At 71.4% G+C, this 16,532-nt stretch carries 18 protein-coding genes and 1 tRNA gene; 8 read left to right on the top strand and 11 right to left on the bottom strand.

What is annotated here, in order from left to right; all coding sequences use genetic code 11:
• The first annotated feature begins 20 nt into the window (after positions 1–20).
• Positions 21–572 carry a HEAT repeat domain-containing protein gene (locus Plo01_RS33700; RefSeq protein ID WP_203894803.1) on the top strand — a complete coding sequence of 184 codons (552 nt, stop codon included), beginning with the start codon at positions 21–23 and terminating at the stop codon, positions 570–572.
• Here the strand turns inward: Plo01_RS33700 and Plo01_RS33695 are convergent.
• Both Plo01_RS33695 and nth read right to left on the bottom strand, forming a co-directional pair.
• A complete protein-coding gene (locus tag Plo01_RS33695; RefSeq protein WP_239317586.1) occupies positions 561–1,205 on the bottom strand; it encodes an NUDIX hydrolase in 645 nt (214 codons plus the stop codon). The two genes, Plo01_RS33700 and Plo01_RS33695, sit on opposite strands and share 12 nt — an antisense overlap.
• A 60-nt stretch (positions 1,206–1,265) precedes the next feature.
• On the bottom strand, positions 1,266–1,985 hold the full coding sequence (gene nth, locus Plo01_RS33690; RefSeq protein WP_203894802.1) for an endonuclease III: 720 nt from the start codon (positions 1,983–1,985) through the stop codon (positions 1,266–1,268).
• 183 nt (positions 1,986–2,168) lie between these two features.
• Here nth and Plo01_RS33685 point away from each other — a divergent pair, with 183 nt between their 5' ends.
• Complete coding sequence (locus Plo01_RS33685; protein ID WP_203894801.1) at positions 2,169–2,849, top strand: Crp/Fnr family transcriptional regulator; 681 nt, start codon at positions 2,169–2,171, stop codon at positions 2,847–2,849.
• A gap of 25 nt (positions 2,850–2,874) precedes the next feature.
• On the opposite strand, the gene Plo01_RS33680 is transcribed toward Plo01_RS33685, so the two are convergent.
• The 4 genes from Plo01_RS33680 to sp36 form a co-directional block, all read right to left on the bottom strand.
• Positions 2,875–3,666: an MBL fold metallo-hydrolase gene (locus Plo01_RS33680; RefSeq protein ID WP_239317584.1), complete on the bottom strand. Its 792-nt coding sequence runs from the start codon at positions 3,664–3,666 to the stop codon at positions 2,875–2,877.
• Entirely contained in the window at positions 3,663–4,490 is an 828-nt protein-coding gene (locus Plo01_RS33675) for an NUDIX hydrolase (protein ID WP_203894800.1), read from the bottom strand. The genes Plo01_RS33680 and Plo01_RS33675 overlap by 4 nt, the downstream gene beginning before the upstream one ends.
• Before the next feature lie 158 nt (positions 4,491–4,648).
• Positions 4,649–5,107 (bottom strand): RidA family protein, encoded by a 459-nt coding sequence (locus tag Plo01_RS33670; protein WP_203894799.1) that lies wholly within the window; start codon positions 5,105–5,107, stop codon positions 4,649–4,651.
• Positions 5,108–5,112: 5 nt separating this feature from the next.
• Entirely contained in the window at positions 5,113–5,268 is a 156-nt protein-coding gene (gene sp36, locus Plo01_RS33665; protein WP_141703503.1) for a Sp36 family protein, read from the bottom strand.
• A gap of 173 nt (positions 5,269–5,441) precedes the next feature.
• Here sp36 and bagA point away from each other — a divergent pair, with 173 nt between their 5' ends.
• Both bagA and bagB read left to right on the top strand, forming a co-directional pair.
• Positions 5,442–6,443 (top strand): ATPase BagA, encoded by a 1,002-nt coding sequence (gene bagA / locus Plo01_RS33660; RefSeq protein ID WP_203894798.1) that lies wholly within the window; start codon positions 5,442–5,444, stop codon positions 6,441–6,443.
• A 31-nt stretch (positions 6,444–6,474) separates the two neighbouring features.
• The gene (gene bagB, locus Plo01_RS33655; protein ID WP_203894797.1) at positions 6,475–7,611 is read left to right on the top strand and encodes an ATPase BagB; all 1,137 of its coding nucleotides are present in this window, start codon (positions 6,475–6,477) and stop codon (positions 7,609–7,611) included.
• Positions 7,612–7,670: 59 nt separating this feature from the next.
• On the opposite strand, the gene Plo01_RS33650 is transcribed toward bagB, so the two are convergent.
• Positions 7,671–7,967, bottom strand: a complete 297-nt coding sequence (locus Plo01_RS33650) for a WhiB family transcriptional regulator (protein WP_203894796.1) — start codon at positions 7,965–7,967, stop codon at positions 7,671–7,673.
• Between the two features lie 301 nt (positions 7,968–8,268).
• Between Plo01_RS33650 and Plo01_RS33645 the strand changes: the two genes are divergently transcribed.
• Entirely contained in the window at positions 8,269–10,509 is a 2,241-nt protein-coding gene (locus tag Plo01_RS33645; RefSeq protein ID WP_239317582.1) for a transglycosylase domain-containing protein, read from the top strand.
• A gap of 188 nt (positions 10,510–10,697) precedes the next feature.
• On the opposite strand, the gene Plo01_RS33640 is transcribed toward Plo01_RS33645, so the two are convergent.
• Complete coding sequence (locus Plo01_RS33640) at positions 10,698–11,153, bottom strand: GatB/YqeY domain-containing protein (protein ID WP_203894794.1); 456 nt, start codon at positions 11,151–11,153, stop codon at positions 10,698–10,700.
• Between the two features lie 91 nt (positions 11,154–11,244).
• On the opposite strand from Plo01_RS33640, the gene Plo01_RS33635 reads away from it, so the two are divergent.
• Together Plo01_RS33635 and Plo01_RS33630 are read left to right on the top strand one after the other, a co-directional pair.
• On the top strand, positions 11,245–12,144 hold the full coding sequence (locus Plo01_RS33635) for a metallophosphoesterase (protein ID WP_203894793.1): 900 nt from the start codon (positions 11,245–11,247) through the stop codon (positions 12,142–12,144).
• Positions 12,145–12,213: 69 nt separating this feature from the next.
• Positions 12,214–12,287, top strand: a tRNA-Pro gene (locus Plo01_RS33630).
• Between the two features lie 99 nt (positions 12,288–12,386).
• On the opposite strand, the gene Plo01_RS33625 is transcribed toward Plo01_RS33630, so the two are convergent.
• From Plo01_RS33625 to Plo01_RS33615, 3 genes are read right to left on the bottom strand one after another with little or no spacing between them, the layout of a single operon-like run.
• Positions 12,387–13,007 (bottom strand): response regulator, encoded by a 621-nt coding sequence (locus tag Plo01_RS33625; RefSeq protein WP_203894792.1) that lies wholly within the window; start codon positions 13,005–13,007, stop codon positions 12,387–12,389.
• Positions 13,004–14,305 carry a sensor histidine kinase gene (locus Plo01_RS33620; protein ID WP_203894791.1) on the bottom strand — a complete coding sequence of 434 codons (1,302 nt, stop codon included), beginning with the start codon at positions 14,303–14,305 and terminating at the stop codon, positions 13,004–13,006. The genes Plo01_RS33625 and Plo01_RS33620 overlap by 4 nt, the downstream gene beginning before the upstream one ends.
• A 13-nt stretch (positions 14,306–14,318) precedes the next feature.
• Positions 14,319–15,461, bottom strand: coding sequence for a DUF418 domain-containing protein (locus tag Plo01_RS33615; RefSeq protein WP_203894790.1), 1,143 nt, complete (start codon positions 15,459–15,461; stop codon positions 14,319–14,321).
• A 395-nt stretch (positions 15,462–15,856) separates the two neighbouring features.
• Between Plo01_RS33615 and Plo01_RS33610 the strand changes: the two genes are divergently transcribed.
• Positions 15,857–16,480: a hypothetical protein gene (locus tag Plo01_RS33610; RefSeq protein ID WP_203894789.1), complete on the top strand. Its 624-nt coding sequence runs from the start codon at positions 15,857–15,859 to the stop codon at positions 16,478–16,480.
• Positions 16,481–16,532: the final 52 nt, after the last annotated feature.

Genomic DNA, 16,532 nt, shown 5'->3' with positions numbered 1-16,532 from the left:
CGCCCGGTTATCGTGACCGTATGGCAACGACCGGGGGGCCGGGGTCCGTCGCCTCGCTGATCGAGAAGGCGCTACGCGACCCGGATCATGACGGAACGACCCGCTGGCAGGTGATCGCCAGCCTGCACGAACACGGAGGTCTGGAGGCCTTCACCGCGGCGCGGCGGCTGTGCGGGGGTGAGACGGCCGCCGAGCGCATGCTCGGGGTGGACATCCTCGGCGGGCTCGGCTTCGCCGACCGGAGCATGCCGCTGCTGCGCTACATGGCCGCCGCCGAGGAGGACCCGATGGTGCTCTACTCGGTGCTGATCGCCTTCGGGCACCTGCGCGACCCCCGCGCGCTGCCCTCGGTGATCGTGCTCGCCGAACATCCCGACGCGGCCGTCCGGTACGGCGCCGCCTACGCGCTGCCCAACATCGTGGGCGACCCGCCCGACCCGGCGGGGATGGCCGCGCTGCGCCGCCTGGCCAGGGACTCCGACGACGACGTGGCCGACTGGGCCTGCCTGGGCACGGCCCTGGTGAGCGGCTCGGAGGGCAGGGCGACGCCGGACCGCTCCCTACCCTCGTGAGGCGAGGTTCACGACGTCGGGCGGGAGGTCCTCGACCCGCGAGCGGTCCCAGGGACGCTCGAAGCCCGCGTCGGCGAGCACTCCGTCGAGGACCCCGGCGGTGAACCCCCAGACCAGCAGGCCCCGGACCCGGAAGGCCGGTCCCGAGTAGCCGCCGGGGTGGCGGAGCCGGAGCCGGTTGGCCGGGTCGACCAGCTCGGCGATGGGGACCCGCTCCACCGCCTCCACCTCGTCGGGCGAGGCCGCGTGGACGGCCGAGGGCGTGTGCCACCAGCCGATGACCGGCGTCACCCGGTTGTCGCTGCGGCTGACGTACAGCTCGGGCATGGTGCAGATCACGTGAACGCCCGCCGGGTCGAGCCCCGTCTCCTCCTCGGCCTCGCGCAGCGCGGCGGCGACCGGGCCGCCGTCGGCGGGATCGACCCCTCCGCCGGGGAAGGCGGGCTGGCCCGCGTGCCGCCGCCCCCGGGAGCTGCGCTGGATCAGCAGCACGTCCGGGCCGAGCGGCCCCTCACCGAACAGCAGGAGCACCGCGGCCGGGCGCCCGCCGGAGCGGGGCGGGCGCATCACCGGGGGCACCGGGGCCGTCACGACCCGCTCGGCCAGCCTCTCCAACCATCCAGGCACCTCCACGGTCCCACCTCCGATCTTCTCCAACACGACATCCCCGCCGGTGCTTCCCGGAACGGGCCGTCACGAGAACGGGCCGGGGCGCACCAGTTTCGCGGCCTCCGCGGCGTCCGTGGGGCCGGCGCCGTACGCCGGGCAGAGGGCGGCCAGCGGGCAGGCGCCGCACGCCGGCTTGCGCGCGTGGCAGATGCGGCGGCCGTGCCAGATCAGCCGGTGGGACGTCATCGTCCAGTCGCGCCTCGGGATGAGCTCGGCGACGACGTACTCGATCTTGACCGGGTCGGTCTCGCGGGTCCAGCCGAAACGGTTGACGAGCCGCTGGAAGTGGGTGTCCACGGTGATCCCGGGGACGCCGTACGCGTTGCCCAGCACGACGTTGGCGGTCTTGCGTCCGACGCCGGGCAGCGTGACCAGGTCCTTCAGCTTCCCGGGCACCTCGCCGCCGTAGCGCGCGCACAGGGCCTGCGCCATCCCGATGATGCTGCCGGCCTTGGCGCGGAAGAAGCCGGTGGACCGGATGATCTCTTCGAGCTCGGCGCGGTCTGCCCCGGCATAATCCTCCGCTGTCTGATATTTCGCAAAAAGCGAGGGGGTGACCATGTTGACCCGTTTGTCGGTGCACTGGGCGGACAAAATGGTCGCGACGAGCAACTCGAGGGGAGTGCGGAAGTCGAGCTCACAGTGGGCGTCGGGGTAGGTCGCCGCCAGAATCCGGTCCATTCGCCGGGCGCGGCGGACCAGCGCGAGCCTCGACTCGCCAGCCGGGCTGTCTTCACGGGGCATCCCGACAGCCTATGCGTCCCGCCCCGCGCCGACCTCTCTCACGGGCCACTTCGATGTCTGCCGGTGGGATGGGTCACAATGGCTCTTGCGGATGCCGGGGACGGAGGAAATCCGGCGCCCGCGGAGCACCACGAGCGCAGCGAGCAGGCCGGCGATGCGCGAGCCGTGAACCAAGGAGGCACCGTGAACACCGAAGACGTGCTGGGCAAGGCCCCTCTCTTCGCGGCGCTCGACCGCGAGAGCGCCGCCGCCCTGCGCACGAGCGTCTCGGAGGTCCGGCTGTCGAAGGGGCAGACCCTCTTCAGCGAGAACGAGACGGGCGACCGGCTCTACGTCGTCCTCGAGGGCAAGATCAAGCTTTCCCGCACCGCCCCCGACGGCCGGGAGAACCTGCTCAGCGTGCTCGGTCCCGGTGAGATGTTCGGCGAGCTGTCGCTGTTCGACCCCCGCCCCCGTACGGCCTCCGCCATCGCGCTGACCGAGGTCCAGCTGGCCGGGCTCGGCCACGACGACCTGCGCCCCTGGCTGACCGGCCGCCCCGAGGTCGCCCTCCACCTGCTGCGCGCCCTGGCCCAGCGGCTGCGCCGCACCAACGACGTCCTGGCCGACCTGGTCTTCACCGACGTCCCCGGCCGGGTCGCCAAGGCCCTGCTCGACCTGGCCGACCGCTTCGGCCAGAAGATCGACGACGGCGTCCGCGTCCACCACGACCTCACCCAGGAGGAGCTGGCCCAGCTGGTCGGCGCCTCACGCGAGACGGTGAACAAGGCCCTGGCCGACTTCGCCCAGCGCGGCTGGCTGCGCATCGAGGCCAAGGCCGTGGTCATCATGGACATCGAGCGCCTGCACAACCGCTCCCGCTGAGCCCTCCCTCCGGGCCGCGGCCCCCTCACACCCCGTCGAGATAGCTCAGCTGGGCCCGGACCGACATCTCCGCCGCGGGCCAGAGCGAGCGGTCCACGCCCGCGTAGACGATCTCGACGATCTCCCTCGGCGTGACGGCGCCCTGCTCGCGCGCCCGCCGGATCTGGTCCAGGCGCCGCCTGCGGTGCGCGAGATACCCGTCCAGCGCGCCGATCGGGTCCGGCAGCACCGGGCCGTGACCGGGCAGCAGCGCCTCGGCCCCGACCCGCTCGGCCGCGGCGCGCAGCCGGTCCAGGGAGCGCAGATAGTCGCCCAGGTCGCCGTCCGGGGCGATGACGGTGGTGCCCCGCCCGAGCACGGTGTCCCCGGTGAGCATCGCCCGGTCCTCCGGCAGCCAGAAGCAGAGCGAGTCGAACGAGTGGCCGGGCGTGCCCACCACGTGGAGTTCGAGCCCGCCCACGACGACCACGTCGCCGTCGCCCAGCCCCTCCCCGCCCAGCCGGTGCCGGGGGTCCAGCGCCCGCACCGGGGCCCCGGCCAGCTCGGCGAACGCCCGTGCGCCGCCGCTGTGGTCGTGGTGGCCGTGGGTGAGCAGGATCGTGACGACCCTGCGGTCGCGCAGGTGCTCGGCGACCCGGGCGAGATGCCGGGGGTCGTCCGGGCCGGGGTCGACGACCAGCACCTCCTCTCCCCGGCCGATCACCCAGGTGTTGGTGCCGTCCAGGGTCATCGGGGACGGGTTCGGGGCCAGCAGGTTGAGCGCGTGCGCCGTGCCCGCGCCGTCCGGCCCCTCCAGGGGGATGCGGAGTCCGCTCACGCCGCGCCGTACCGGTAGTCGTCGTCCAGGACGATGTGCATCTCGCCGTCCACCTCCGCGATCCTCGGCATGAAGGTGACGATCTCCCGCGCGGCGCCGAGCACGTCGTCCACCTTGGCGTAGGCGGACAGCTCGCTCAGGGTCCGGTAGGTGGGCGGCATCAGGAAGATCTGACCGGACCGGGCCTGCTCGATCGCGTCGGCGGGCCGTACCCAGGCCACCTGGTCGGCCTCGCCCCCGACGTCACGGGTGCGCTGGCCGGGCGGGAGCGCCGCGACGAAGAAGCGCGTGTCGAACCGCTTGTGCTCGACCTCGGGAGTGATCCAGTGCGTCCAGGGGCGCAGCAGGTCGGAGCGGAGGACCAGGCCGCGCCTGCCGAGGAAGTCGGCGAAGGACAGGCTCCGGTCGATCAGCGCGAGCCGGTCGGCCTCCCAGTCGTCACCGGTGGTGTCGGCCACGACCGACTCGGGGGACGGCCCGGCGAGCAGCACCCCCGACTCCTCGAAGGTCTCCCGTACGGCCGCGCAGACCAGGCCCCGCCCGGTCTTCTCGTCGGCGCCGAAGATCTCACCCCACTCGGCGGGCGGGGGCCCGGCCCAGGCGACCGCGTGGTCGGTGTCGCGCGGGTCCACCGAACCGCCGGGGAAGACGTAGGCCCCCGCCGCGAAGGCCATGCTCGCCTTCCTCCGCAGGAGGTAGACCTCGACGCCCTCACGCAGGACGACCACGGTCGCGGCGTCCCGGGCCGGGACGGGCTCCACCCGCCCGGCCAGGATGTCCCGGGCGCGCAGGCCGAGCTCTCCGGGGAGCGGGATCCCACCCATATCCGAACCTTTCCGCCGAACATCCGAACGTCACTCGGTTTCCAGGGTTCATCATGTGGCACAGCTCACCCCCGGGACAATCACCGCCTACGGCTCGCGTCCGGAGGATCAGCGCCCCCGGACGGTCACCGCGGCACGGCCCGCGCCCCGGACCACCCTCAGCGGACTTCCGCGATCAGCTCGATCTCGACCGGCGCGTCCAGCGGGAGCACCGCGACCCCCACCGCGCTGCGGGCGTGCCTGCCGGCCTCGCCGAACACCTCGCCGAGCAGCTCGCTCGCGCCGTTGACGACCTGCGGATGCCCGGTGAAGTCGGGCGCGCTGGCCACGAAGCCGACGACCTTGACGATCCTGACCACGTTCGACAGGCCGCCGGCCGCCGACGCGACCGCCGCGAGGGCGTTGAGCGCGCACGTCCTGGCGAGGTCACGGGCGTCCTCGGCGCTCACCTCGGCGCCGACCTTGCCGGTCGCCGCGAGCTTGCCGTCCACCATCGGGATCTGACCCGACGTGTAGACGTAGTCGCCCGTGCGCAGGGCCGGGACGTAGGACGCCAGCGGGGTCACGACCTCCGGCAGGGTCAGACCGAGCTCGGCCAGCTTCTCCTCGGGAGACATCTCGCCTACTCCTTGGGACGCTTCAGGTAGGCCACCAGCTGCTCGGGGTTCGGCCCCGGCACGACCTGCACGAGCTCCCAGCCGTCCTGGCCCCAGTTGTCGAGAATCTGCTTGGTCGCGTGGACCAGCAGCGGCACCGTCGAGTACTCCCATTTCGTCATGCGAGACAGCGTAGCGAGCGGACCCCGCCCGTTCCGTGGCGGTGTGAGGGGCGCGCGTGCGAGTCGCGTCCCGCCGGCCGCGAGGTGCGGCGTTCACTCCGCCGGAATGTGAGTCTCATCCCAAACGGCGGCCACCGCGAATCGTCAATTAACCGTTGGGTAGCCTTCGAAACGTGAGTTCGCGCGATACCGACTGGGATGGTGTACGGCTCCACGTCGTCACCGGCAAGGGCGGCACCGGCAAGACCACGGTGGCCGCCGCACTCGCCCTCGCGCTCGCCGCGGAAGGTCGCAAGGTCCTGCTGATCGAGGTCGAGGGGCGTCAGGGGATCGCCCAGGTCTTCGATCTGCCGCCGCTGCCGTACGAGGAACGGAAGATCGCCGTCGCGCCCGGCGGCGGGGACGTCTACGCGCTGGCCCTCGATCCCGAGGAGGCCATGCTCGAATACCTCGAGATGTTCTACGGCATGCGCCGGACCGGCCGCGCCCTGAGCAAGCTGGGCATCGTCGACTTCGCCACCACCATCGCCCCGGGCTTCCGCGACGTCCTCGTCACGGGCAAGACCACCGAGGCCGTCCGCCGCAAGGGCAAGAACGGCCGGAGGATCTACGACGCGGTGGTGCTGGACGCCCCGCCGACCGGCCGGGTCGTACGGTTCCTGAACGTCACCAACGAGGTGGCCGGACTGGCCCGGGTCGGCCCCATCAAGAACCACGCCGACCTGGTGAGCGGGGTCGTCGCCTCTCCGGAGACCGCGGTGCACTTCGTCACGCTCCTGGAGGAGATGCCGGTCCAGGAGACCCTCGACGGGATCACCGAGCTCCGGCGGGCCGGCCTGCCGGCGGGCGGGGTCTTCATCAACATGGTCAGGGGCTCGCTGCTGCCCGAGGCGGCCCTCGACGCCGCCGCGGCGGGCCGGTTCGACCCGGCGGAGCTGGCGCTGGGCCTCAAGGCGGCCGGGCTGGCCGAGGGCGGCTCCGGCACCGCCGTGGCCGAGGCCCTGGCCCAGGAGGTCACCGAACACGCCCGCCGTGCCGAGCTGGAGCGGCAGGAGCGCACATCGCTCGACGCCGCCGACCGCCCCCGCTACGAGCTGCCGCTGCTGTCGGACGGGGTCGACCTGGCCGGGCTGTACGAACTGGCCGAGACCATGCGCGAGCAGGGCGCGGCGTGATCCACCCGCAGGGACCGCAGACTCAGGGAGCATGGTGAAGAACGTCCCGGTTCTCGACCTCGACGCGATCATTGACGACCCGGGTACCCGGATCATCGTCTGCTGCGGCTCGGGCGGCGTCGGCAAGACCACCACCGCGGCCGCCCTGGGCCTGCGCGCCGCCGAGCGCGGGCGCTGCGCCGTCGTCCTGACCGTGGACCCCGCGCGGCGGCTGGCCCAGTCGATGGGCCTGTCCGAGCTCGACAACACGCCCCGGCTCATCAAGGGGGTCGAGGGCGCCGGCACGGGCAAGCTGTACGCCATGATGCTCGACATGAAGCGGACCTTCGACGAGATCATCGAAGCGCACGCCGATCCCGAGCGCGCCCGGCAGATCCTGACGAACCCCTTCTACCAGTCGTTGTCGTCCAGCTTCTCCGGCACGCAGGAGTACATGGCGATGGAGAAGCTCGGCCAGCTCCGCCGGTCGGGCGAGTGGGACCTGATCATCGTGGACACCCCGCCGTCCCGCTCCGCGCTGGACTTCCTGGACGCGCCGGAACGGCTCGGCCGCTTCCTGGACGGCCGCTTCATCCGGATGCTGACCGCCCCCGCCAAGGCGGGCGGGCGCAGCGCCTTCAAGCTGCTCAACGCGGGCTTCGGACTCGTCGCCGGGGCCCTGACCAAGCTGCTGGGCGCGCAGGTCCTCAAGGACCTGCAGACGTTCGTGTCCGCGCTGGACGCCGTCTTCGGAGGCTTCCGGACGCGCGCGGAGCAGACCTACAAGCTGCTGCAGGCCCCCGGGACCGCGTTCGTGGTCGTCGCCGCGCCCGAACGGGACGCGATGCGCGAGGCGTCGTACTTCGTGGAACGGCTGGCCGAGGAGCGCATGCCGCTCGCCGGAGTGGTGATCAACCGGGTCCACCGCTCGCCCGCGGCGGTGCTGTCGGCCGCCCGGAGCACCGCGGCGGCCGAGGACCTGGAGTCGCGCGGCGAGCACGAGCTGACCTCGGCGGTCCTGCGGCTGCACGCCGACCGGATGCAGCTGGCCGCGCGCGAGCAGCGAGAGCAGGATCACTTCACCTCCGCGCACCCCACGGTGCCGGTGGCGCGCGTTCCCGCCATGCCGGGGGACGTGCACGACCTCGACGGGCTCCGAGAGGTGGGCACGCTTCTGGCCGCGCAGTGATCGCGATGATCTGCGCGGCCCGGTGAGCGGCCCCCGGCCGGCGGGGGCTCAGCCGGGGATCACCCGGCGATCAGCTCGTTGGTCCGTTCGTACTCTTCCTTGGCGAGCTCGAGGAGCTCCCGCCAGGAGTCGACGTCCGGCCGCCGTCGCAGCAGTGCGCGGCGTTCGCGCTCGGTCATCCCGCCCCACACCCCGAACTCGATGCGATTGTCCAGCGCATCGGCGAGGCACTCGGTCCGGACCGGGCACCCTCGACAGATCAGCTTCGCTCGGTTCTGGGCAGCGCCCTGAACGAACAGCGCGTCGGGATCCGCACCCTTACAAGCCGCACTGGAGGTCCAATCCGTGATCCACATTCGACCCCACTCCCCTTAGGTGGTCAGTCGTGACTTGGGGGGGCCGACGGGCGCGGTCGTCGGGCCTCCGTATTCAGTTGCTGCAGAAGAGACCGTACGCAATCAGACGTTCGGGCCGACAGACCCCGGCGGGACCAATTTCTTACATGGTTCCGGAGGGCTATGTGGCCGGGAATGACTAGTTACCCCTTCCTTGGGCAAGGGTTGACCCAACGGAATCGGTGTTCCGTTACCGTTTGAACCATCCGCCCGACGTACTCTTGGACACGTGCAAGCTCAAGGCAAAGATCAGAAGTCGGCAGTGGGGAACGCCCTACGGCTCATCGCCGCGGGCGCAGCCGCGGGGGTGCTGGTCGCTGCCATCGCACTCCCGGCGGTGGGCGGCGCCGGACTCAGCGTGAAGTCCGCGACCGAGGAGCTGCATCTGCAGCCGGAGGAGCTCAAGGAGCCCCCCCTTCCCGAGAAGACGACGCTGCTCGACAAGAACGGCAAGAAGATCGCGCAGTTCTACTTCGAGAACCGCGAGTCGGTGACGCTCGACAAGATCTCCGACCTCATGAAGACGGCGATCGTCGCGATCGAGGACAACCGGTTCTACGAGCACGGCGCGCTCGACGTGGAGGGCACCATCCGCGCGGCCGCCAAGAACCTCGCCGGCGGCGGCGTCGTCCAGGGCGGCTCCTCGATCACCCAGCAGTACGTCAAGCTGGTGCTCGTCAGCAGCGCCGACACCAAGGAGGAGCAGGCCGCCGCCCAGGCTCCCACCTTCTCCCGCAAGCTCAAGGAGCTGCGCTACGCGCTGGCCCTCGAGGAGAAGTACACCAAGTCCGAGATCCTTGAGCGCTACCTCAACATCTCCTACTTCGGCGCGGGCGCGCACGGCATCCAGGCCGCGGCCAAGCGGTTCTTCAACAAGCCGGCCTCCGAGCTGAACCTGTGGGAGGCCGCCACGCTGGCGGGAGCCGTGCAGAACCCCAGCGTGACCGACCCGAGCACCGGCAAGGCCGGGCGCGAGCGCCTCCTGGCGCGGCGCAACCTCGTGCTGGACCAGATGCTCAAGTACGGAAAGATCACGGCGCAGGAGGCCGCGGAGGCCAAGGCCAAGAAGCTCGGGTTCAAGAACACCCCGGTCCCCGGCGGCTGCGACGAGAGCCCCTACCCCTACTTCTGCCTCTACGCCCAGTACGAGATCCTCAACAACGAGGACTTCGGCAAGACCCCCGAGGCCCGGAAGAAGTTCCTGCAGCGGGGTGGCCTGACGATCAAGACGACGCTCGACCCGCAGGCGCAGAAGGCCTCCGAGAAGGCCATCGCCACCTACGTGAAGACGAGCGACAAGCCGGTCGCCTCGCAGGCGATGATCGTCCCCGGCACCGGCGCCATCAAGGCGATGGCCGCCAGCCGGAAGTTCGGGCAGAACAAGAAGAAGAACGAGATGAGCTACAACCTCGCGGCCGACGTGGAGCACGGCGGCGGCGCGGGGTTCCAGGCCGGCTCCACCTTCAAGCCGTTCACCCTGCTCACCGCGCTCGACCAGGGGATGAAGCTGGGCGACGGCTTCGGCACCGGATCCGTCTACCACGCCCCGAGCGAGGGCGCCTTCCGCAACTGCAAGGGGGAAAGGGTCGGCGAGCCCTCCCATCCGGTGCACAACTCCAGCGAGGGCGGCGGCGGCTTCAAGACCCTGACCACCGGCACGCTCGGCTCGGTGAACACCTTCTTCATGAAGCTCGAAGAAGAGGTCGGGCTCTGCGAGACCATCAAGATGGCCAAGAGCCTGGGCATCAAGCGGGCCGACGGCAAGCCGCTGAAGGAGTTCGAGACCTTCACCCTCGGCATCAACGAGATGGACCCGGTGACGGTCGCCGCCGCCTACGCGACCATCGGCGCCCGCGGGACCTACTGCAAGCCGATGGCCATCACGGAGATCGTCGACCGGTACGGCAAGACCACCTCCTACAAGCCCAAGTGCAAGGAGGTCCTGGACGAGGAGGTCGCCGACGCGGCCGCGCACATCATGTCCGGGGTGTTCACCAAGGGCACGATGACCGAGGTCGGCGGCATCGGCCGTCCCGCGGCGGGCAAGACCGGCACCACCGACGACTACACCGCGGCCTGGTTCGCCGGCTTCACCCCCGACCTGGCCTCCGCGGTCAGTCTCGGCGACCCGCGCGGCGCTTTTAAATACGACCTGACCGGCGTGACCATCGGCGGGCGCTACTACGGCTACGTGTACGGCGCGTCGATCTCCGGCCGGATCTGGAAGGACTCCATGCTCGGCGCGCTGAAGGGCATCCCGGCGACCGAGTTCACCCCGGTGAACCAGGAGCGCTTCGGCGGCTGCTCGGCCGGCCGGTGCGCGCCGCCGCCCAAGAAGGAGCGGGGCGGGGACGGCGACAACGGCGGTGACCCCGGAGACGACGGCGGCGACGGCGGCGGAGACGGCGGAGACGGCGGCGGCGGAGACGACGACGGCTTCGGCTTCGAGTCCCCGCCGGGCTGGGGCGAGGACAACAACGGCGGCGTGCCCATCGTTCCCTAGGCCCCCGGGACTCCCCGAGGTTCCCCGGGGACATGAGAGCCCCGCGGCCCCCGGGGACGTGAGAACCCCGAGCCGAGAACGCCGAGAGCCCTCCCTGCGGATGGTCAGGGAGGGCTCTCGCTTGTCCGCCCGGCTGGTCAGGGTTCCCCCCCGCCCGGCTGTCAGGGGCCGGGCCCTCAGCGGCGCGCTCAGGCCGTCAGGCGAGCCCGTACCGCCTGCGCCACCCGGCCGCCCTCGGCGCGCCCGGCGACCTTGGGGTTGAGGACCTTCATGACCTGCCCCATCGCCTGCGGCCCGGAGGCTCCGCTCTCGGCGACGGCCTCGTCCACGAGCGCGCCGAGCTCCTCGTCGGAGAGCTGGGCCGGGAGGTACGCCTCCAGCACGGCCTGCTCGTCCAGCTCCGCCTGCGCCTGCTCGGCGCGGCCGGCGTTGCCGAACGCCTCGGCCGCCTCCCGGCGCTTCTTGGCCTCCTTGGCCAGCACCTTGACGACCTCGTCGTCGCTCAGCTCGCGGGCCGTCTTCCCCGAGACCTCCTCGACGTTCACGGCCGCCAGGGCCATGCGGATCGTCCGGGTGCGGACCTCGTCCTTGCTCTTCATCGAGGCCGTGAGATCGGCCTTCAGCTTGTCCTTCAATGCGCTCATGCGCTCCATCTTGCCGCCTCACCAGCCCGGTTGTATCCCGGGTTTCCCGTGGCGGGGCGGGAGCGGGGCATCCCTCAGGCATGATGGGAAGGTGAGGAAAGCAGCCGCGGTACCCCTGTCCCTGCTCGGCGCCGGCCTGGCCGGCCTCGCTTACGCCTCGGTCATCGAGCGCAACGCGTTCCGCCTGCGGCGCTTCGACGTGCCCGTGCTGGAGCCCGGGCAGCGTCCGGTGCGCGTCCTCCACCTCTCCGACCTGCACCTCACCCCCGGCAGGCGGATGCTCATCGACTGGGTCCGCTCCCTGGGCGATCTCAAGCCCGACCTGGTGGTCAACACCGGCGACTCCATCGCCCACCCGGACGCGGTCGGGCCGCTCCTGCACGCCCTGGAGCCCCTGCTGTCCCGCCCGGGCCTGTTCGTGTACGGCTCCAACGACCTGTACGCCCCCCGGCCCAAGAACCCCGCCCGCTACCTGTGGCGGACCTCCAAGGGCGACACCCGCCAGCACGTCCCCAGCCTCCCCTGGCGGGAGCTCGGCGCCGGCATGGCCGCCGCGGGCTGGCTGGACATGAACAACACCACCGCCCGCATCAAGGTCGGCGACCTCGACGTGGCCGTGGGCGGCATCCACGACTCCCACATCGACCGCGACCGCTACGACCTGATCGCCGGTCCCGCCCCCGCCGACGCCGACCTCCGCCTCGGCGTGATGCACTCCCCGGAACCCCGCAACATGACCCTGTTCGCCGCCGACGGCTACCAGCTCCTGCTGGCCGGCCACACCCACGGCGGCCAGCTCTGCATCCCGTTCTACGGCGCCCTGGTCACCAACTGCGGCATCGACCGGGCCCGGGTCAAGGGCCTGAGCCGCCACGACTCGGCCTACCTCCACGTCTCCGCGGGCCTCGGCACCAGCCCTTACTCCCCGGTCCGCTTCGCCTGCTTCCCCGAGGCGTCGCTGCTGACCCTGGTGCCCCGCCGCCGGAGCTGACGGCCAGGGTGACACAAGCACCCACGAAGTCCGCTAGACTTTCCCAAGCACGAGCAAGACGGCGTGCACCGGGGTGTAGCGCAGTTTGGCAGCGCGCTTCGTTCGGGACGAAGAGGCCGGAGGTTCAAATCCTCTCACCCCGACCCGATAGATGCAGATCAAGGGCCTGATCGCTGGAGACAGCGATCAGGCCCTCGGTCGTTTATCACCCATTTCACCGTCACGATCGCCGTCCGATGGCGTCACGGCAGCAGGCCGCGGGTGTAGGCGGTCGCCACGGCTGAGGCTCGGTCGGAGACGCCCAGTTTCGTGTAGATGTGCGCCAGGTGGGTCTTGACCGTCGTCTCGCTGATGAACAGCGTCGCGGCCGCCTCCTTGTTGGTGCAGCCCCGCGCGACCAGGCCGAGGACGGTCCGTTCGCGCTCGCTCAGCTCGGCGGGGGCGGGCGTGCGGACCCGGTTGAGCACGCGGGCGGCCACGGCCGGGGACAACACCGTCTCTCCCGCCGCCGCCGCGCGCACGGCGCGGAAGACCTCCTCGCGCGGGGAGTCCTTGAGCAGGTAGCCGATCGCGCCCGCGGTCAGCGCGGGCAGCACGTCGTCGTCGCCGTCGTAGGTGGTCAGGACCAGCACGCGGGCCGACGGCACCCGCTCCGCCAGCAGCTGGATGAACTCCGCTCCCCCGCCGGGCATGCGCAGGTCGGTCAGCACGACGTCGGGACGTTCCCGTACGGCCACGGCGAGCCCTCGCGCCCCGTCCTCCGCCTCGCCCACGACCTCCAGGTCGGCCTGTTCGACGAACATGCCGCGCAGGCCGTCCCGCACGACGGGATGGTCATCCACGATCACCAGGCGTACGCTCACGGCGTCTCCCGCTCGGCCGCGGCGGGGATCGCGGGGATCGTCACGCTGATCGCGGTTCCCTGACCGGGCGCGGACTCCACCTCGACGTTCCCGGCGAGCCTGACGACCCGCTGCCGCATGGCGGTGAGCCCGAAGCCCCCGCTGCCCGCTCCGGAGTCGCCTGTTTCGGAGCGGCCCGTTTCGGAGGGGGTGAACCCCACCCCGTCGTCCCGGATATCGGTCACCACCACATCCTCCATGTACGACAGGGTGACACCGGTCTTGCCGGCCTCGGCGTGCCTGGCCACGTTGGCCAGCGCCTCCTGGACGGCCCGGTACACGACCACCTCGACCTCGGGGTGCAGCAGCCGGGCGGTGCCGGTGACGGTGAGCGTGGCGGGCAGCTCGTTCGCGGCGCTCCAGCCGGACACCAGCTCCGACAGCGCCTCGGGCAGTCTCGTCTCCGCCAGCGGCCCGGGGCGCAGGTCGTCCAGGGAGCGGCGGACCTCGGTCAGGCTCTCCCTGGCCAGGCTCCGCGCGACGGCCAGGCGGCGCCGTACCGCCTCGGCGTCGTTCGCGGCCTCCTCGGCGGCCTCGAGCTGGGTGACGATGCCCGCCAGGCCCTGGGCGACGGTGTCGTGGATCTCCCTCGCCAGCCTGCCGCGCTCCCCGGCGACGCCGGTCTGGCGGGCCGCGGCCAGCAGTCTGCCCTGCAGTTCGGCGTTCTCCTCACCGAGCCGGGCGAGGCGGAGGTTCGCGCTCTCCAGCGCCCGGTTGGAGTTCTCCAGTGCCTGGTTGGCGCTCTCCAACGCCCGGTTGGCGGCGTGCCGGCGCTCGACCTCGGCCTCCAGCGCCCTGATGCTCCAGCCGATGAACGCCGCCAGCGCCCCTCCGATGAGCGCCGACGTGACCGACCAGGAATTCTCGACGCCCAGGAGGGCGGACGGACCGCCTACTCCGATGAGCGCCGTGGCGGCCACTCCCAGATAGGCGTACCAGCCGGGAAGCGTCGCGAAGGCCGCGGGGAAGCAGGCGAGCACCAGGAGCCCGTACACCGGATGACGCGAGAACAGCACCCACGCCAGCACGGCGAACACGGCGAAGTAGATCGCCATCGGCGCCGGCGCCCGTTCCGGCCAGTGGGGATGCGCCAGCACCATCCACCAGTGCCACGCCGCCGCGGCGGCGGCCAGCGCGACCGTGACGGCCCGGTCCCGCGGCGGCGCCGGCGAGTCGGACACCGCGACCAGGGTCGCGACTCCCAGGAAGATCAGCGGCAGGGTGCGCCACACCCTGTCCCAGTCGTGGACCCGCAGCATGCCGCCCTCACTCTCAGCCGCGCGGATAGGTCAGGCGCCGCAGCAGCGTCTCGGCGGGCCCGCGCGCTCCGGTCCTGCGCATGAACTCGGCTGCGGCCACCGTCGCAGCCCACGTGCCGAGGGCCAGCGCGACCGTGGCGGCGGAGCCCAGCGACCCGCCGAGCCCGATCGTATAAGGGGGCAGGAGCGTCACGAAGACCACCGACTGGAGAAGGTAACTCGTCATCGAGCGCTGCCCGCAGGCCGACAGCGCGGTCACCAGCCGGCCGCGCCGCGCCCCGATCCGCCGCGCGATCAGGGAGATCAGAGCCGCGTACCCCAGACCCGCGGCGATGCCCGACACCGTGTGGACGGCGTTGAACGCCATCACCGTCACGGGGTCGTCCACGGTGAGGAACCCGGTCGCGGTCAGGCCCACGGGCAGCCCGCCGAGCGTTCCGGCGAGCGGCCCCCACACCGCGGCCCGCCGCACCAACCTGTCCGGTACGGCCAGCAGCTCCCGCCGCCCCGCCCAGACGCCCACGAGACCGGCGGTGACCACGCCCGTCATCCCGACCGGGGTCATCACCCACTCGATCGGTCGCAGCGCCATCGCCGTCAGCGGGTCCTCGATCGCCAGCGACCAGAAGATCGTCCGCTGCTCCGTGCCCTGGGGCGTGTTGTAGGCCAGCGCGGACAGCAGGGCGACGGGGACGAGCCAGACTCCGGCCAGGATCAGCAGGGTCCGGTCGCGCACGCGCATCAGCCGGACTATCGCGAGCCCGAGCAGTCCGTAGACCCCGAGCACGTCCCCGGAGAACAGCAGCACGGCGTGGACCGCCCCGAACGCGAGCAGCCACCGGCTGCGCCGCCTCAGGACCCGCCGTCCCTCGGCGTCGTCCCGCCGCCGGTTCCAGATCTGCACCATGCCGTATCCGAACAGCGCGGCGAACATCGGGTAGGCCCGTCCGTCCACGAGCGTCATGCTCAGCGTCGCCGTCACCCGGTTCAGCAGGTCGTGCTCGATGACGTGCTGCCGGATGCCGTACGGGCGTCCGTACAGATAGATCGCGGAGTTGGCCACGGCGATCAGCGCCAGCATGATCCCTCTGGCCAGGTCGGGGGCGAGCTGCCGTTCACTTTGCCGGACCGGCCGCAGTCCCAGGGTGGTGACCATCTTTCCTCCTCGGTTCGATGGATTCCCACCGAGTGTGCGAGGAGGGGCCCGGTCGCCGAATCACGCGACAGGGCGGATGTCATCCGCGGACGGACGACGGCGGCCATCCTCCATTCGGAGGATGGCGGCGCCGGTAGCCCGCCGCACCCGCCGCCGGGGCTGGTCGGCACCGGGCGCCCGCCTCCGCGCGCAGGCGTCCGCCGGGCTTGTTGACGACCGGTTCCGGACGGCGGACGCTTAGCGGGAGGCCGGCGGGGCGGCACACGCGTCGAATTCGTTCACCTACGGTTCCGGGCGGATGTATGAGTAAACAGACCGGTGGCAGCGAAAGGCGTGAGCCCCTCATCCTGCCTGTCGATCAAGTGGCCCGCGACGTGCCGGCGCTTTTCGAAGTGATGCGTCACGACCCGCGGCTCCAGGAACGGTTCATCGCCGACCCTTCCGGGGTCATCGCCGAGTACGCCGGCACCGCGGACCTTCCCCCGCAGACGCTCAGCGAGACGAACAGGATGATCTTCGCCGTCTTGACCAACGCCGACCTGCTGAACTGGCTCATGGAGTACGCGGAGGAGAAGCGGGACACCGAGATGACCCGGGAGGAATTCACCCGGGACTTCGGCGACGCGATCCTCGAACTGGGCGGCAGCAGTCCGGCTCTGGATGTGATCCGCGAGGCGGTCCGCCACGGCGACACGCTCCAGGCCGCGCTCGCGTCGGCGCCGTTCATCCACCACAGCGAGTTCTTCCTGCCGGGGATCGCGGTGACCACCGACCACAAAGTGGAGCATCATCAGACGCAGGACCAGGTGCAGGACGCCCAGGTCCTGCACACGCACCTGTCGACCCAGAACTTCGAGACCCTGCCCCAGGAGGTCCTCAGGCCCGGCGACCCCGACTCCGCGGACCGGCCGGTGGTCTCGCCCGAGTGGGTCAGGGGCACGATCGACGGGCTGGTCCGCCAGGCCCACCTCCTCCGCAGGTCCAGGCTGCTCGAAACGTCCGAACAGGACCCCGGATGAGCGCCACGGCCGCGAAGAACCGGATATATCGCGGCAAACGCACCCTCTCCAT

The sequence above is a fragment of the Planobispora longispora genome, assembly GCF_016863135.1.
Taxonomy (GTDB): Bacteria; Actinomycetota; Actinomycetes; order Streptosporangiales; family Streptosporangiaceae; genus Planobispora; species Planobispora longispora.
The sequence above is the reverse complement of the archived record's forward strand: the minus strand, read 5'-3'. Positions and strand labels throughout refer to the sequence as shown.

Bases quoted from the DNA above. Each gene is read 5' to 3' on its own strand.
- Plo01_RS33670 (WP_203894799.1), bottom strand. From the start codon at position 5,107: ATGTCTCCCGAGGAGAAGCTGGCCGAGCTCGGTCTGACCCTGCCGGAG.
- nth (WP_203894802.1), bottom strand. From the start codon at position 1,985: ATGCCCCGTGAAGACAGCCCGGCTGGCGAGTCGAGGCTCGCGCTGGTC.
- Plo01_RS33620 (WP_203894791.1), bottom strand. From the start codon at position 14,305: ATGCTGCGGGTCCACGACTGGGACAGGGTGTGGCGCACCCTGCCGCTG.
- sp36 (WP_141703503.1), bottom strand. From the start codon at position 5,268: ATGACGAAATGGGAGTACTCGACGGTGCCGCTGCTGGTCCACGCGACC.
- Plo01_RS33675 (WP_203894800.1), bottom strand. From the start codon at position 4,490: ATGGGTGGGATCCCGCTCCCCGGAGAGCTCGGCCTGCGCGCCCGGGAC.
- Plo01_RS33610 (WP_203894789.1), top strand. From the start codon at position 15,857: ATGCGTCACGACCCGCGGCTCCAGGAACGGTTCATCGCCGACCCTTCC.
- Plo01_RS33700 (WP_203894803.1), top strand. From the start codon at position 21: ATGGCAACGACCGGGGGGCCGGGGTCCGTCGCCTCGCTGATCGAGAAG.
- Plo01_RS33615 (WP_203894790.1), bottom strand. From the start codon at position 15,461: ATGGTCACCACCCTGGGACTGCGGCCGGTCCGGCAAAGTGAACGGCAG.
- Plo01_RS33640 (WP_203894794.1), bottom strand. From the start codon at position 11,153: ATGAGCGCATTGAAGGACAAGCTGAAGGCCGATCTCACGGCCTCGATG.
- Plo01_RS33650 (WP_203894796.1), bottom strand. From the start codon at position 7,967: ATGTGGATCACGGATTGGACCTCCAGTGCGGCTTGTAAGGGTGCGGAT.
- bagB (WP_203894797.1), top strand. From the start codon at position 6,475: ATGGTGAAGAACGTCCCGGTTCTCGACCTCGACGCGATCATTGACGAC.